The following is a 15,103-nucleotide window of genomic DNA, read 5'->3' on the forward strand; positions in this document are numbered from 1 at the left end:
CGGCTCATTGCGCTACAGGGTCGCCGGGGCCGGGCTGGTAATGCGCGTACTCCTCGCGCGACAGCGCGCCGTCGGCATCGGCATCGAACGTGTCGAAGGTCTCGCGCAGGACCGGGTCCGCCACGGCTTCGGCGCGGCCGATACGGCCGTCGCGGTCCAGGTCCAGCGCGGCGAAGCTGCGCGCGCCGGCGGCGGCGCCGGCATCGCTGGCGGGCGCGGGCGGCACCGGCAGGGTCGAGGCTGGCGGTGCGGGCAACGGCGGCAGCGGTGCCGGCGTCGGAACGGACGCGGGCGTCGGGACCGGCAGCGGCAGCACCGGCGCGGCCGGGTCCTGCTGCGCCGCAGCCACGCCGGCGGCGGCGAGACTCATCGACAACGGCGCCAGGCATAGGCGCAGCGAACAGCGGAACAGGGCCATGGCAGCCTCGGCGGTCGGCGGACCGCTACCCTACACCTTGTGCTGTGCCGAGGCTGACGGGCGCGTTGTTCCGTGTCCTGGCAAGGTGCGCACAGCAGAAGGGCGGCACCCAGGCCGCCCTTCCTTGCGCATGTTCCTCACGCATGCGCCTCGCTTGGAACTGCGCGGCGACCGGTGTCGCCGCAGCCACCCGCCGCAGCCGGCACGCGCCCTCGTCATGCGCGTGCCGTCGTCAGCGCGTTGCCGGATGACGCGTTATTTGCCGTCGCTGCCGGCCGCGCCGCCCTGCTGCTTGGCGACATAGGCCTTGTATTCGTCGGGCGTCAGCTTGTCGTTGTGGTCCGCATCGGCCTGCGAAAAGATCTGGCTGAGACCTGCGTTGACCTGCGCCTCCTGCTTGCTGATGGCGCCATCGCTGTCGGTATCCACGTCCGCCCAGGTCTGGCCGCCGCCCGAGGCGCCGGACTGTGCGGACTGGCCGGTCGCGCTGGTAGGCGACTGCGCCTGGGTGGCGGCATCGCTCTGCGCATCCTGGGCGAAGGCCGGCAGGGCCAGTGCGGCGGCGAGAATGGCGGCGGTACCGATCAGCGGCGTGCGGTTGCGAATGTTCATGGGTGGTCTCCTTTGCTCTCTCGGTTGTGGCATGCCCGGTCGAATCCGGTGCATGGCCACACCGTGCCGGTGCCAGGCTGAATCCATTCCCCTGCAAAAAATCGCAGGCAACGCTTCGTTAACCACTGCGCCGAACACACGCGCTACCGGCTTGGTTAGCGGCCGGTGAGCATGCGGTAAGCCGTTCGTTCGAGCCGTTTGCAAACTGGAAAAAAAGCGTGTTTTTCACACGGTTTCGCGATCGCCGTCGTCGGATTTTTCGCTTGAACGCGAACTGAACGCGACCCAGCCGGCGGCCACGCCGGCGAGCGCCCCGGACACTTCCAGCACCACGCGGGTGCCCAGTTCGTTCGGATCGTGGATGCTGGCCAGCGCCAGCCGCGCGTACAACGGCGACTCCAGGCGCACGATGCCGGTGTAGAACAGGTTCCAGCAATCGATCCCGGCGGACGCGACGACCGCGATCAGACACGACCAGCCCAGCGCATGGCCGTCGGTCCACTGCAGCCAGCGGCACAGGCGATGCCACAGTGCATAGATCAGGAACCCGACCGCGAGCGCGATCAGCCCGGCTTCGAGCGAGCCCAGCAGGCCGAAGTGCAGCGGCAGGTTCATTGCGGTGCTTCCAGTGGTCGAGAGCGCCAGTCTAGGCGGTGTCGCTGGCGATGTGCGGGAACGATGCCGCGTGCCGCGGCTGCGCATGGACGCATTGAGCCCGTACGCAGGCATTGGCTCCATGGAACCGACTCCCCGCGCTGCCGTCTTTCTCTGTGCAGCGCTTACAGGCCGGCATCGGCTAGAACGAATACGCTAGCCATCGTTCTCGGCGCTGGCGCTCACCACCGGCGCGCCGTCCTCGTCCCAGCGCACCGTCACCAGCATCGGCCGGCAACAGACCTGGCAATCCTCCACGTACTGCTGCGCCTCGACCGACGGGTCCAGGGCCAGGTCGATCCATTCGCCGCAATACGGGCATTGCAGGTCGATGAAGCTTTGCATGCCGGACATGATCTTGGCCTGTGCAGCGAAACGGGACGCCTAGCGTACCGGCACGTCGTAGGCGGTGCCGGGGCTGGGCTCGGGCTGGAAGGTGTAGTGCCACCATTCCAGCGGATAGTTGGCGAAGCCCTGCGCCGCCATCGCGCGCAGCAGGCGCTGGCGGTTCGCGCGCTGTGCGGCATCGATGCCGGGCGCGTCGGTATGCGCGGATGGATCGAAGAAGTCGAAGCCGGTGCCCATGTCCAGCGGCGCGCACTGGCCGCTGCGGCAGTCGAGCAGGCCCAGGTCGACGGTGGCGCCGCGGCTGTGGCCGGAGCTTTCGGCGATGTAGTCGCCGAGCAGCACCCGCTTGTCCAGGTGTGGGTAGTAGCGCGCCTTGCCGATCTGGTCGCCGAGGTCGCCGGCCCAGGCCACGAACGCGCGCACCGAGCGATGCGGCCGGTAGCAGTCGAACACCTGCAGGCGGTAGCCCTCGGCGTGCACCGCCTGCTGTACCCGCACCAACGCCTGCACGACCGGGGCCAGCAGGTAGCACTTCGGCGCGTCGTAGCCGGGCACCGGACGGCCGGTGAAGTTGTCGTGGCCGGCATAGCGGATGTCCAGCGCGATCTCCGGCGCGACGTCATGCACATCCACCAGCCCGGCCTGCGCGGGCGTGGTCGCTGGCGACAGAACTGGAGCGGCCGCCGCATTCATCGCGGCGCTCGCCATGACGATGGCGCACGCGCCGAACAAGGCGGACATGCAGCGTCGCGCAGGCGGCACCGAAGGGATGCGACACGGCAGGAAACGTGAAGCGGTGGCGGCGCGAGGCGGCATCCGCGCAGCATAGGCCATCGCCGCGCAGGGCGGTCGGCATGCGCCGTGGATTCGAGAGGGCGCGCGCCAGTCGCTGTGGCGGCTGGCACGCGGTGCGCGTCGGCAGGCAATAGAGGTCGCGATCGACCCTGTGCCCGCGAGCGAGCCGACACCGGCGGCCGTCCGACATTCCTGTCGGCGGCCGCCGGTGTCGGGCGACGCAGATCAGCGCGTCGGCGAGGGCGTGGACTGCGCCTGGTTGCGCTGCTGGTCCTGGGACTGCTCCTGCGCCTGGCGCTGGGTCTCGGCCGCCAACTGCTGCTGGCTCTGCTCCAGCGGCACCGCCGCGGCTTGCTGCCGGTCCACGTAGGCGCGGTTCACGTCGTGCGGATTGTTCGGGTTGCGCTCCACCGCGATCATGCCCTTACCGTCGGTGCTGTGCACCAGATCGTCGATGCGCGACATGCCGCTCAGCTTGGCCTCGAACGCCACCTGCCCGGCCGCGCGCTGCATCTCCTCACGGCTGCCGAAACCGCCATTCGGTCCCTGCTTCTCCATCTGCTTGACCGCTTGGTCGAACATCGGATTGTCGCGGCGCAACTGCTCCACGCCCTGTTGCTGTTGCAGATTCTTGTCGATGGAGGCGAGCGTTTCCGGGCCGGCCTTGCCGTCTACGCCCTTGAGCCGGTGGTCCTGCTGGAATTTCTCCACCGCCGCCTCGGTCTTCGGACCGTAGGTGCCGATGGCGTCCTTCGCGTCCAGGTACCCGAGCTTGGACAGCTTTTCCTGCATGTCCTTCACCGCGGCGCCCTGCTCGTTGCGCTTGAGCACGCCGTCGCCGTTGTCGGCATGCGGGCTGTTGCCGCCGTGGGACTTGTCCGGCTGCGACGTCCGCTCATGCTTGGCCGGCTGCTCGCCGGTCCGGGTGACCGTCTTGTCCTGGTCCGCCAGCTTGAGCAGGTCGGCCTTTTCGTTCTCGGCGCGGTTCTGCAGCGAATCCAGGGTCCTCTGCCTCTCCACCTTTGGGAACAGTCCCTTGACGTGGTCGGCCTTGTAATCCTGCACCGCGCCGACGATGTCCTTGTCCGAGAGCTTGGACAGGTCGTAGTCCTTGCCGAACTTCTCTTCCAATCCATTCAGGAACACGCCCGAGCCGCCCGGCTTCTTGTCGCTGCCGGGACCGTACTGGACCGCCGTGCTCCACAGCGCATCCTGCACCGCCGGACCGCGGTCGGACAGGTCCACGCCCTTGTCCTGCAACCGGTCGACCAGCCTGTCGTAGTGCGTGCGCTTGATGTAGTCGTGCTGCTCCTGCGCGAAGGTGTCATCGGTCCTGGCCAGGTCCTTCCACTTTGCGCTGAACTCGGCCGAGCCGGGCTTCAGGCCGGCGAAGTCGTCGGCGTACTTGCTGTCCTTGACGAAGGCCGCGACGGTGCCGCCCACGATGACGGTGCCTTCCTTGGTCTTGACCTGCGAGGTCATCTGATAGGAGCCATAGGACACGCCGCCGGGATCGTCGATGCCCGAAGACACCGTGCTCGCCCCGCGACCGCCGGTCTCGTAGTGCTTGGAGGTCTGCCCCAGTTCCCAATCCTTGTCGCTCATCGTCCATCTCCTTGTCTAAAAAGTTGCATTGCAAAAAACCACTGAAGGAATCAGCGCGCTTCCAGTTCGTCCGCGCGCTTGGCCGTCATGTCCAGACGGCATTCGGCGGCGTCCACGCGCCCCGCCTGCCCGCTGTCGGGATCATAGAAACACTGTTCGTCGCGATCGGCGACCCACTTGCGCTGCTGCTCGCGCAGCGCGTTCTTTTCCGCATCGCCCAGCTTGACCATCAGCGCCTTGTAGACGGTGTTCAGGCGGCCATCCTGGTATTGGTATTCGGTATCGATGCAGTCCTGCATCGTCGGCGTCACGCCAGCGGCGGCGCTGATGCATGCGTCATAGGAAGGTCGCAGCACGACGGTCTCTCCTGAGGGTTTCGATGGTGCGGCGGCGGCATCCGCCTGGGTGGACGTCGCGCTCGCCGCTTGCGGATCGGCCGCTTGCGGATCGGCCGCGGGCGCATCGCCTGCGGGCGCCGCCGATGCGGTTGCCGGCGCACTGGCGGCGGGTGCCGACGCAGAAGCCGATGCCGGCGCCGGCGCGGAAGATCCGCCGTTGCACGCAGCGGTCAGGCCGCAGAGCGCCAGCACGCAGGAAACATGAAAAATCTTGACGATGGCCACTGTCGGAATTCGCCTTGTGGTGATGCGGATGAGGGAGGGCAGTTCTAAACGATCGTCGAAACCATGTCCAACGCGGCGTCGCGTTGCGACGTCACGCGACGCGATGTTCGAACGACGCCACGATGCTGCAGGCAGCGCGAAGATCGGTGGAGCGTCTTGCCTCGGACGTCCACTTCAACCACGCGATTTGCAGCCCTGCGCACAGCAATCCCAATCGCTGCGCAGGCGTTGCCTGGCAGGCCACCACGCGGCTTGCAGCACGCTCGCCGGCAGCCAGCGCGATCGGCAACCGCAGCGGCCTCGGCTGCCGTCCGACACTTGTCGGCGGCAGCCGCTGCCGGCGTGCGGATCAGCGCGTCGGCGACTGCGTCTGGGTACGCTGGTCCTGGGTCTGCTGCTCCTGCGCCTGACGCTGGGTCTCGGCCACCAATTGCTGCTGGCTCTGTTCCAGCGGCACCGTCGCGGCATGCTGCTTGTCCACGTAGGCGCGGTTCACGTCGTGCGGATTGTTCGGGTTGCGCTCCACCGCGATCAGGCCCTTGCCGTCGGTGCTGTGCACCACGTCGTCGATACGCGACATGCCGCCCACCTTGGCCTCGAACGCCACCTGCCCGGCCGCGCGCTGCAGTTCCTCGCGGCTGTTGAAACCGCCGTTGGGCCCCTGCTTCTGCAGCTTCTCCAGCGCCTGGGTGAACAGCGGATTGTCGGCGCGCTGCGCCTCGGCGGCCGCCGGGTTGAGCTTGGCCTCCTTGCCCTGCGCCTGCAGCTTGCTCAGCGCATCGAGCGTGACCTTGTCGGCGATGCCGGTCGGCTCGATGCCCTTCTCGCGCTGCAGGTTGGCCACCACTTCCTTGGTCTTGTCGCCGTAGTAGCCGGTGCCGGTCAGCAGCTTGCCGCTGTTGTCCTTGATCCCGAGCTCGATCAGGCTCTGCTGCATCGCCTTCACGTCGGGGCCCTGCTCGCCCGGCTTCAGCCCGGTACGCGCATCGCCGCCCTGGTGCTGCGACTGGGTCTGCTGCCTGTCCTGCAGCAGGTCGCGCGCCTTGGCCAGCGGGTCGGACGCGAACAGCTTGGCGTTCTTGTGGCCGGCCAGGTAATCGTCCAGCGGCATGGTGTTCACGCCCTTGCTGCCGCTGGACTGGCTGACCTGCAGTTCGCCGCTCTTCGGATCGCGCACTACCATCAGGATGTGGTCGATGCCCTTCCAGTGCTCGTGCTTGGTGTTGCCGGCATCCACGCCGATCACCATGCCTTCCTTCAGCGCGCCCGGCTTGAACACGTCCTGGCCCTGCAGCAGCACGCCGGAATTGTCGAACGCTTTCTTGACGATGCCGCCGGAACCGTTCATGCCCTGCGCCAGCATGTCCTGGCGGCCGAAGACGGTGTGGCCGGCCTTCTGGTTGATCTCGCGCATCGTGGCGTTCTGCAGCTCGGACACCCAGCCGGAGCAATCGATGTAGCCCTGCTCCAGGTGCTTGCCGTCCGCGCCGGGGTGGTAGAGCTTGTGGCCCTTGATGTTGATCGCGTACTGCACGTCGTCGTACTTGATGCCCATCGCGTGCGCGGCGGTGAGCTGGATGCCGCCGTCGCCCTGCTGCTTGGCGGCGGCCGGCGTGGTCTGCGCGGCAGCCTGCGGCGTCTGCGCGCGCTGCTCGGCGTGCTGGCCCGGCGTGGCCTGGGCCTGGCCCTCGGCGACCGGCTTGATGCCCTTTTCCGGAATCGCGATGTGGTCGAACTTGGTGTCCCAGTACTTCAGGAAGGTCTTGGCCATGTCCTGGTCGGACATCTTCTTGAACTCGGCCAGCGAGGCGCCAGTGTAGGCCTCGAACTGCCTCGCGCCGGCCGCATCCCGTTCGCGCGGCACGTTGTTGAGGATGTTCGAGCGCGTGTCTTCGCGTGCGAAGTTGCCGGTGGCGACCGCGGCCTGGATCGAACGGTAGCCGCCGGCGCCCTGCTGGTGCGCCATGTACATGTCCAGGCCATCGGGCTGCGGCTTGCCGGACAGGTACGGGCGGTGGTCGCGGTCGTGCTGGCGCGTCAGCGAATGCTGGTTGTCCTGGTACAGGCGCGCCGCGGCGTCGGTGTTGGCGACCGCATCCAGTTCGCGGCCGCTGATCCCGTAGGCCGCTGCGGTGCCGGGGGTGAACTGGAACAGGCCCTTGGCGCTGTTCGGGCCGCGGCTGGCCTGCTCGTCGAACCTGCCGCCGGTTTCGATATAGGCGAAACGCATGAAATCGTCGACCGGAATGTGGCGTTCCTTGGCCTCACGCTCGATGATGTCGAGGTTCTCGGCCTTCGTGTAATCGCGTGCCATCTCGTGTTACTCCTTGAGGTTGATATACGGCGGCGTGCGCCGACAAGGTCAACCGAGCTCGTCCGTGAGCTTGTTAGTGCGCGGTCAACAAAACAATTCGGGTACTGCGGGTAGTGCGTTCTTGCTGCCGCCGTGCGCCGATCCGTGGATCGGCGCACGGCGGATTCATGCGCTTGCTTTCGGCAGGTACTGTCCGCTCGCCTGGTCGTACGTGTAGGCCACCGCATCGGATGCATCGAGCATCCGCGCCCGGCCGGGGCCGGCGATTGCGGTGCCGCGCAGCGCCACCTGCAGGGCCGGCATCGGCTCGCCGGGCACCGCCTGGAAGCTCAGCGTGCCGACGCTGGAGACGTGCGGGACAGTGCCCTCTTCGTCGCTGCTGGCCTCGTTGTCTTCGCCGGCGGCAACCGTTCCGCGATACACCCAGCCCTGATAGTCGCCCAGGTCGTTCTTGTCCGGATCGAAGGTGAACAGCGCGAAGCCGAGGCTGGTAATGCCATTGCCGAAGCTGGAGGTGGGCACCGCCAGCAGCAGCTGACCGTTGTCCAGCACGTGCTGCTGCGGCTTGCGCTTTTCGTCGACCGCGTCGGCGCGCTCGTAGCCGCCGAAGCTGCCCACGTACTGCTGCGCGTGGAACAGCATCCACGGCCGCTCGCTGCCCGGCGCGGTCAGCAGGAACGTGGCCTGGCTGATCGACACGCCTTCGCCGGGATCCGGGAAGGTCTCGGCGTCGTCGTTGCCGTACTTGTTCGGCGTAGCGTAGGCGAAGCCGGTGTAGTAATGCTTGCCGCCCAGATCGAAATGCTGGCCGTGCCAGAAGCTGGCCACGGCGCCGTTGTCGATCTCGTACGACAGCGCGCCGTCCCCGTCCATGCCGTAGATCAGATACAGCACGCTGCCCGGATAGGGCGGCGCTTCGGTGGCGACGGCAAGCTTGTTGTCATTGGACATGTGCAGAACATCCTGTATTCGTTGAAGAAGCCGGAAACACACCCGCAAATCCCGACACGCCACGCCGCAGTGTCCAGAATGCCGCCATCTTGCGCATCGCGGACACAGCGCGACCCGCGGAGACGACAGCTCCCGCAGGCGCGGCTTCGGACAGAGAACGGTGGATTGCAATCCGGCCCCAAAGCAGGGGCGGTGATGGCGATTCGCGCATGGCGAACCGCAAGCCGGCGATCCACTCCGGCATTTCGGGCGAGTGCAGCATCCATTGCCGCTCGCGAATGACTCGCCTGATCATCAGGCCCCGTGGCGGCATCTTAACCAGTTCCGTTGCCGGCGACTAGCGGGCAGCCCCCCTCCACGAATGCCTGCGGCCGGCCCGGGCGCGGCCGGTCGGCCGGTGTTCAGCGATCCAGCGGCGGCACGTATTTGCCGCTGGCCTGGTCGTAGGTGTAGGTCGCCACGTCGGCGGCGCCCAGGGTGCGGACCTTGCCGGGGCCGGCGATGGCGGTGCCGCTCATGGTCACGCGCAGGCTCGGCACTGGTCCGCTGCCGGGCTCGAAGCTCAGCGTGCCGGTGCTGGCGGCGCACTTCATGGTGCCCTGGTCGTCGCAGGCCGCGCCGTTGTCTTCACCGGTGGCCACGGTGCCCAGGTAGACCCAGCCCTTGTAGTCGCCCAGGTCGTTCTTGTTCGGGTCGAAGGTGAACACCGCGAAGCCCGAACTGGTGATGCCGTCGGCGAAGCGCGTGGTCGGCAGCGCCAGCAGCAGGTGGCCGTCCTTGGTTTCGGTACGCTGCGGCGCGCGCTTCTGGTCCAGGCCGTCGGCCTTCTCGTTGCCACCGAAATCCCCGGCCCATTGCTGCGCATGGAACAGCGTCCACGCCGGCTTGCCGTCCGCCTCGTCGAGCACGTAGGTCGCCTGGCTGATGCTGACGCCGACGGCGGGATCCGGCGTGTTCTCTTCCTCGGATTTGCCGTATTTCTCCGGGCCCGCGTTGGCGAAGCCGGTGTAGTAGTGCTTGCCGCCCAGGTCGAAGCGGTAGCCGTACCAGAAGCTGGCCAGGGCGCCGTTGTCGATGGTGTAGGACGCCGATCCGTCGCCCTTCATGCCATAGATGTCGGCGAGCACCTGCCCGGGCGCCGGCACCTCGACGCCGACCGGCTCGGGCTGTGCGGAAGCGGGCGCAGGCGCAGGCGCGGCGGTGGCGGTCGCCGCGGGTGGCGCCTGCGTGCCTGCCGGCGCGGGGTCGGCGGCCTTGTCCGTGCAACCGCCGATCAGCAGCAACGCTGCCGCCCACAGGGCTGTCTTTGCGAGCCTCATAACACTGCGTCCTTTGGAGTTCTTGGCGCGCTCATGCTACCAAGAACGTGCGTCGATCCAGCGGATGCCGCGCACCGGGCACGCGTGTCGGTACAGGCGCCGGCGGACCGACCGGCGCCGCTAGGGCGCGTCCGATTCGATCGCCGCGGCCGGTTGCGGTTGCGGCCGTGCCAGCGCCGGCTGGGTCAGCGCGTAGAGGATGCGCAGGTCTTCGGCGTCGAGCGCAGTGGCGTCGTTGCCGCGGTAATGGTGGTGGAAGGCGCGCAACGTGGCGGCGCGATCGTCGAGCGGGTAGCCGATCAACGCCAATGCCTGCCATGGGTCGAAGCCGGGCGGCGCCGGTGGCGTATCCGCCGCCGGCCAGCGGCCGAAACCGGCGTCGGCCAGGCGCTTCCATGGAAACAGCGGACCCGGATCGACCTTGCGCGTGGGCGCGAAGTCCTGGTGCCCGACCACCTGCGTGCGCGGGATGCGCAGCCGCGTGCACAGGTCCTCCAGCAACAGCAGCAGGCTGTCGATCTGCGCCTGCGCGAACGGGGTCTTGCCGTCGTTGTCCAGTTCGATGCCGATGGACGCGGAATTGATATCGGTGATCGTGCCCCAGCGCCCGGCGCCGCCGTGCCAGGCGCGGCGTTCGTCGCTGACCAGCTGGTAGCGCTTGCCGTCGCGGCCGATCAGGTAGTGCGCGCTGACCTTGCCCTTGCTGTTGTGCGAACGCAGCGTGTCCAGGCTGCGCTGCACCGAGTCCTGATCGGTGTAGTGGATCACGATCAGGATCGGCCGGCGCAGGTCCTGGTTCGGCGACGGCACCCATTCGGCCAACGGATTGCGTTGCGGCGCGTGCGCGCAGGCGGCGAGCAGGGCGACGAGCGCGAGCGGTGCCAGCCAGCGGGTGCGGTGCGATGCAGAAGAGGGAAAGAGTCGGGTCATGAAGAATTCCGGAATATCTGACAGTGAGCAGCGAGCGCAAGCAACAGCAGTATCTAGAAACCTGGTGAACGAGATGGTGGTTGCGGGTGGGACTTCAGTCCCGACGGGCTTTATGGCTGAAGCGTCGGGACTGGAGTCCCTCCCAAGGCATCAGGGCACGGCCCCACCCGCACGAAGTCCAGATCGGCATAGTCGTAGCTGAAATCCGCGGCCGGATCGACATGCGCCAGACGCATCCGCGGCGTGCCGTCGGCATCGGCGACGAAGTCCAGCCACGGCTCGGCATCGACGCTGGCCTCGTCCCAGTCCACCAGCCAGCGCGCGCCGACCTGCATGACCCGGCCGCGCAGCAGCGGCGACTTGCGCGACTGGAAGCGCAGCGCGCCGTGCTGCGGGCACAGCACGACCTCGCCGAACCACGGATCGCGCCACACGCCTTGCCGATCGCGCGATGCTGCACTGGCTACCGGCACGCGCGCAGGCGTCTCGCCCGCGGCAGGCGCCGCCTTGTCGGCCTGCGCACGCGTGCGCTCGAGCAGCGTCGCGTAGTGTTCGACGTCCAGCCCGCGCTGCTGCGGACGGGTGAAGCGCTTGAGCAGCGCCTCGCCCAGGGTGGTGCGCATCTCGCCGCCCTCGCCGTTGCTGAGGATGACGAAGCCGCTGCGCCGGTCCGGCAGAAGCACCAGCGACGAATACATGCCCATCAAGGTGCCGGTATGCGCGACCTGCCACTGCCCGTCCACGTCGGAGAGGCGCCAGCCGTAGCCATAGCCGTACAGGCGCGAGCCGTCCCACTCGCGCATCTGCGCGGTGATCGGCATCGGCGTGTGCAGCGTCCACAGCGCCTGGCGCTGCGCCGGCGACAGCCACGCCGCGGTGCCGCTGTCGGGCGCCAGCCAGGCGCGCATCCAGGCCAGCATGTCGTCCAGGCTGCAGCGCACGCCGCCGGCCGCCATCGATGGCGTATCCGCAATCTGTGCCGGGTCCGCGCGCACCACGACGTTGGCCCCGCCCTGGCGCATATGCGGCTGGGCGACGTTGCCGACCGCATCGCGCTCCCAGGCGCCGACCTGGCAGCGACGCATACCCAGCGGCGCGAACACCTGCTCGCGCAGCAACTGCTCGTAGGGCTTGCCGCCGGCGCGCGCGGCCGCCTCGCCGGCGACCACGTACAGCAGGTTGTCGTAGGCGTAGTGCGAACGGAAGCTGTGGGTCGGCTTGAGATGGGCGAGCCCGGCGACGATGTCGGCACGCGTGAAATCGTTGGGTTCCGGCCACAGCATCAGATCGCCGGCGCCCAGGCCCAGGCCGCTGTTGTGGATCAGCAGGTCGCGCACCTGGATGTGGCGCGTGACCCACGGGTCGTACATGCGGAACTCCGGCAGGTAGCTGATCACCGGATCGTCCCAGCGCAGCTTGCCGGCATCGACCAGCCGCGCCAATAGCGCGGTGGTCATGGCCTTGCTGTTGGAGGCGATCTTGAACAGCGTTTGGCCATCGATGCGCTCGCCGCTGCCGGCGCGCAGCTCGCCGGCGCTGCGCGCATACACCACCTCGCCGTTCTCGATCACGCCGACCGCCAGCCCCGGCAACCGGTAGCGGGTCAGCGCCTGCTCGAACAGGCGGTCGAGCTCGGCGCGCGGCGGCGCGGCGACGGTGTCCGGCGCCGCCGAGGCGAGTGCCGGCAGCATCGCGCAGGCGGCGAGCAGCCATCCGCGCAAGCGCGCCGCGGCGCTGCGCCGTGATGCATCCGGTCTCATCGTTGCCGCTGTGGCGACGTCGTCCCGCACGCCTGCTCAGAAGGTGTAGGTGAAATTGGCATACAGCTGGCGCCCGATCGCGCCGTACACGCGCGGGAAGTACGGCCAGGCCGTGTAGCTGTCGTCGCGCGGGTGAATCTTGTCGAACACGTTCAGCACGCTGATGCCGAGCGTGGCCTTGTCGGTGATCTGCTTGGCGATGTCCGCGTTCCACACCACGTACGGCGCCACGCGCCCGGTCTCGGCGTAGTTGGGACGCGAGCCGTAGCGGTAGCCGTACAGGCTGGTCGACCAGTCGCCGATGCTCCAGTTCAGGCGCCAGTTGGTGCGGGTGCGGAACGCCAGGTAATCGACGTCGTTCATCACGTCCACCGGCTTGGCTCCGGCGAACTGCGCCACTTCCATCTTCAGCACGTGCGTGTAGCCGGCCTGCAGGCCGAACGCGCCCCAGTCGCCGAGATCGACGCTGTAGCGCAGGTTGGCGTCCACGCCGTCGGTACGCATCAGCGACTGGTTGATCGGGAAGGTCTCGAACGCGGTGATCTGGCCTTCGGCGGTGAGGTCGGTGCCGGGGCTGCGGGTCACCGACTGGATGTAGAACTGGCAGGCGGCCGAAGCGGTATCGATCGCATTGCCGGCGCGGTCGCTGCCGAGCAGGCAGTTGGCGTTGTTCTCCAGCAGGCTCTCGCTGGAGATCGATTCGACCCGGCCTTCCAGTTCGATCCGGTAGTAGTCCGCGCTCAGCGACAGCGTTGGCAGCACGTCCCAGACGAAGCCCAGCGTGGTCGATTTCCCCTTCTCCTCCTCCAGCAACGGATTGGACGACTGGGTGGAGAAGGTCTGGTATTCGTGCGCGCTCGAACACGCCGCCGACAGCGGATCCAGGCCGTCGCGGCGGCATAGGTATTCGTCGGTGACGGTGGGATTGTTGGCGCTGGTGCCGGCGTAGATCCACAGCAGGTCCGGCGCGCGGAAACTGGTGGCGTGGCTGCCGCGCAGCAGCAGGCTGTCGAACGGCCGCCATTCCAGCCCGGCCTGCCAGGTGGTGGCGTCGTCGACCGAGGTGATGTCGTCGTACTTGTCGTAGCGGCCGGCCAGCGTGGCGCTGAGCCGGCTGAAGATCGGCACGCGCAGCTCCAGGCCGGCGGCGTAGCGGTCGCGCGGGCCGCCGCCCGGGGTCTGGGTCAGGTTGTAGATGCGCTCGCTGCCGGTGTAATCCACGGTGGTGCGCGGATCCGGCGCGAGATCGTACTTCTGCCGCGCCGCCTCCAGCACGGTGGCGATCTGCAGCATCCCGGCCGGCAGCTCGAACAGGTCGCCGCTGAACACGAACTGCGCCTGGTCGGTGCTGGATTCGCCGCGGCTCACCACGTCGGTGGTGAGTTGGTCGTACAGCGCCGCGCTGCCCGGCGCGAACAGCTTGTCGGCGTAGAACTCGCGGATCTCGGTGCCGTCGGGCCGATAACCGAGCACCGGCCCCATGTAGTAGTCGCGCACCGCATTGGTCAGGAAGCGCGGGCGCCGGGTGGTGATGTCGTAGCGCGACATCGACACGCTCGCGTCCCAGTCGAAGCGGCCGTCGAACAGCTTGCCGCGCACGCCGGCGTTGAGGTTCCAGGATTTCTCGTCGTACTCGATGTTCTTGATCCCGCCCACTTCCGACGGCAGGAAGATGCGCTGTGCGGTGACCAGGCCCAGGTCCGGATCGTAGACGGTGAAGGCGCCTTCGCCGATGTAGTAGTGGGTCTGGCTGGAGCTTTCGTCCTTGGAACGGTTGGCCAGCACCTGCGCATAGCCGGTGACGTCGTCGCTGAAATCGAAGGTGCCGGACAGATAGGCCGAGGTCTTGCCGTAGCCGTTCTGCACCGAGCGGCCTTCGTAGTAGCCGAACGCGCCGCAGCGGTTGGGCGCGGCCAGGTTGTCGGCGGTCTTGTAGGGCGCGAACGCCGGATTGGTCGCCGCGCAGGCGCTGTCCAGCGCGCTGGCCGAGGTCGACAGCGCGCCGCCGCTCGGCCACAGATAGGTGTTGCCGCGGCGCAGATAGACGCCGGAGATCGACGCATTGGGACTGGACGGGTCGGCCTTGTTGGCCGGATGGTCGTCGTAGGAATCCATGAAGTCGCGCTGGCTGGCGACGATCGCCTCGCGGTCCATCCGCTCGAACGCGTAGGTCAGGCTCCAGCGGTCGCCGGTGCGGCCGCCGCTCCATTGCAGCTGGCCGCTGTCGCCGCCGCCGCGCGTGGTGGTGCCGCCGCGCAGGCGCAGCGTGTCGCCGCTGAAATTGCGCTTGGTGATGATGTTGACCACGCCGGCCACCGCGTCGGAACCGTAGATCGCCGAGGCGCCGCCGCTCATCACCTCGATGCGCTCTACCGCCGCGGCGGGAATGCTGCCCAGGCTGACCGCGGTGCCGTTGGCGCCGTAGGACTGCGGGTAGTCGGCCATGCGCTTGCCGTTGAGCAGGATCAGCTGATAGCCCGGACCCAGGCCGCGCAGGTTGAGGAACTGGCCGTTGGGCGAACTGCCGGTCTGGTCGCTTTCGTTGAAGGCGCTGCCGCTGAACTGGGTCAGCGTGCCGAGCGACTCCCACACCGTGCTGAAGCCCTGCTTCTGGATCTCCTGCGCGGTGATCACGGTCACCGGCGCCGGGCCTTCCACCTGCGAGCGTGCGATGCGCGAGCCGGTGACGTTGACCTTGTCCAGGTCGCGCGTGGCGGTGGGCGCGTCCTGCGCGGCGGCGAGTGGCGGCAATGCCAGCACGGCCAGCAACGCGA

At 68.0% G+C, this 15,103-nt stretch carries 13 protein-coding genes; all 13 read right to left on the reverse strand.

The annotated features are described in order from the left end of the window. Positions 1 to 4: 4 nt before the first annotated feature. A complete protein-coding gene (locus tag NUG20_RS19225; protein ID WP_263395995.1) occupies positions 5 to 418 on the reverse strand; it encodes an EF-hand domain-containing protein in 414 nt (137 codons plus the stop codon). Between the two features lie 255 nt (positions 419 to 673). Beyond that, positions 674 to 1,030 (reverse strand): EF-hand domain-containing protein, encoded by a 357-nt coding sequence (locus tag NUG20_RS19230; RefSeq protein ID WP_263395996.1) that lies wholly within the window; start codon positions 1,028 to 1,030, stop codon positions 674 to 676. Between the two features lie 225 nt (positions 1,031 to 1,255). Further along, positions 1,256 to 1,645 carry a hypothetical protein gene (locus NUG20_RS19235; RefSeq protein WP_263395997.1) on the reverse strand — a complete coding sequence of 130 codons (390 nt, stop codon included), beginning with the start codon at positions 1,643 to 1,645 and terminating at the stop codon, positions 1,256 to 1,258. Positions 1,646 to 1,840: 195 nt separating this feature from the next. Next, positions 1,841 to 2,038: a CPXCG motif-containing cysteine-rich protein gene (locus tag NUG20_RS19240; protein ID WP_263395998.1), complete on the reverse strand. Its 198-nt coding sequence runs from the start codon at positions 2,036 to 2,038 to the stop codon at positions 1,841 to 1,843. A gap of 30 nt (positions 2,039 to 2,068) precedes the next feature. Beyond that, a complete protein-coding gene (locus tag NUG20_RS19245) occupies positions 2,069 to 2,740 on the reverse strand; it encodes a M15 family metallopeptidase (RefSeq protein WP_263398544.1) in 672 nt (223 codons plus the stop codon). Between the two features lie 312 nt (positions 2,741 to 3,052). Continuing rightward, on the reverse strand, positions 3,053 to 4,432 hold the full coding sequence (locus tag NUG20_RS19250; protein WP_263395999.1) for a peptidoglycan-binding domain-containing protein: 1,380 nt from the start codon (positions 4,430 to 4,432) through the stop codon (positions 3,053 to 3,055). A 50-nt stretch (positions 4,433 to 4,482) separates the two neighbouring features. After that, entirely contained in the window at positions 4,483 to 5,055 is a 573-nt protein-coding gene (locus NUG20_RS19255) for a lysozyme inhibitor LprI family protein (protein WP_263396000.1), read from the reverse strand. A gap of 349 nt (positions 5,056 to 5,404) precedes the next feature. Further along, a complete protein-coding gene (locus NUG20_RS19260) occupies positions 5,405 to 7,369 on the reverse strand; it encodes a peptidoglycan-binding protein (RefSeq protein WP_263396001.1) in 1,965 nt (654 codons plus the stop codon). A gap of 165 nt (positions 7,370 to 7,534) precedes the next feature. Then, positions 7,535 to 8,320, reverse strand: coding sequence for a hypothetical protein (locus NUG20_RS19265; protein WP_263396002.1), 786 nt, complete (start codon positions 8,318 to 8,320; stop codon positions 7,535 to 7,537). A 401-nt stretch (positions 8,321 to 8,721) separates the two neighbouring features. Next, the gene (locus NUG20_RS19270) at positions 8,722 to 9,639 is read right to left on the reverse strand and encodes a hypothetical protein (RefSeq protein WP_263396003.1); all 918 of its coding nucleotides are present in this window, start codon (positions 9,637 to 9,639) and stop codon (positions 8,722 to 8,724) included. A gap of 120 nt (positions 9,640 to 9,759) precedes the next feature. After that, entirely contained in the window at positions 9,760 to 10,569 is an 810-nt protein-coding gene (locus tag NUG20_RS19275; protein WP_263396004.1) for an N-acetylmuramoyl-L-alanine amidase, read from the reverse strand. Between the two features lie 110 nt (positions 10,570 to 10,679). Further along, the gene (locus NUG20_RS19280) at positions 10,680 to 12,290 is read right to left on the reverse strand and encodes a serine hydrolase domain-containing protein (RefSeq protein WP_317852727.1); all 1,611 of its coding nucleotides are present in this window, start codon (positions 12,288 to 12,290) and stop codon (positions 10,680 to 10,682) included. A gap of 75 nt (positions 12,291 to 12,365) precedes the next feature. Next, positions 12,366 to 15,080 carry a TonB-dependent receptor plug domain-containing protein gene (locus NUG20_RS19285; protein ID WP_263398546.1) on the reverse strand — a complete coding sequence of 905 codons (2,715 nt, stop codon included), beginning with the start codon at positions 15,078 to 15,080 and terminating at the stop codon, positions 12,366 to 12,368. Positions 15,081 to 15,103 lie beyond the last annotated feature (23 nt).

Origin of the sequence: Xanthomonas sp. CFBP 8443 (genome assembly GCF_025666195.1) — a bacterium.
Taxonomy (GTDB): Bacteria; Pseudomonadota; Gammaproteobacteria; order Xanthomonadales; family Xanthomonadaceae; genus Xanthomonas_A.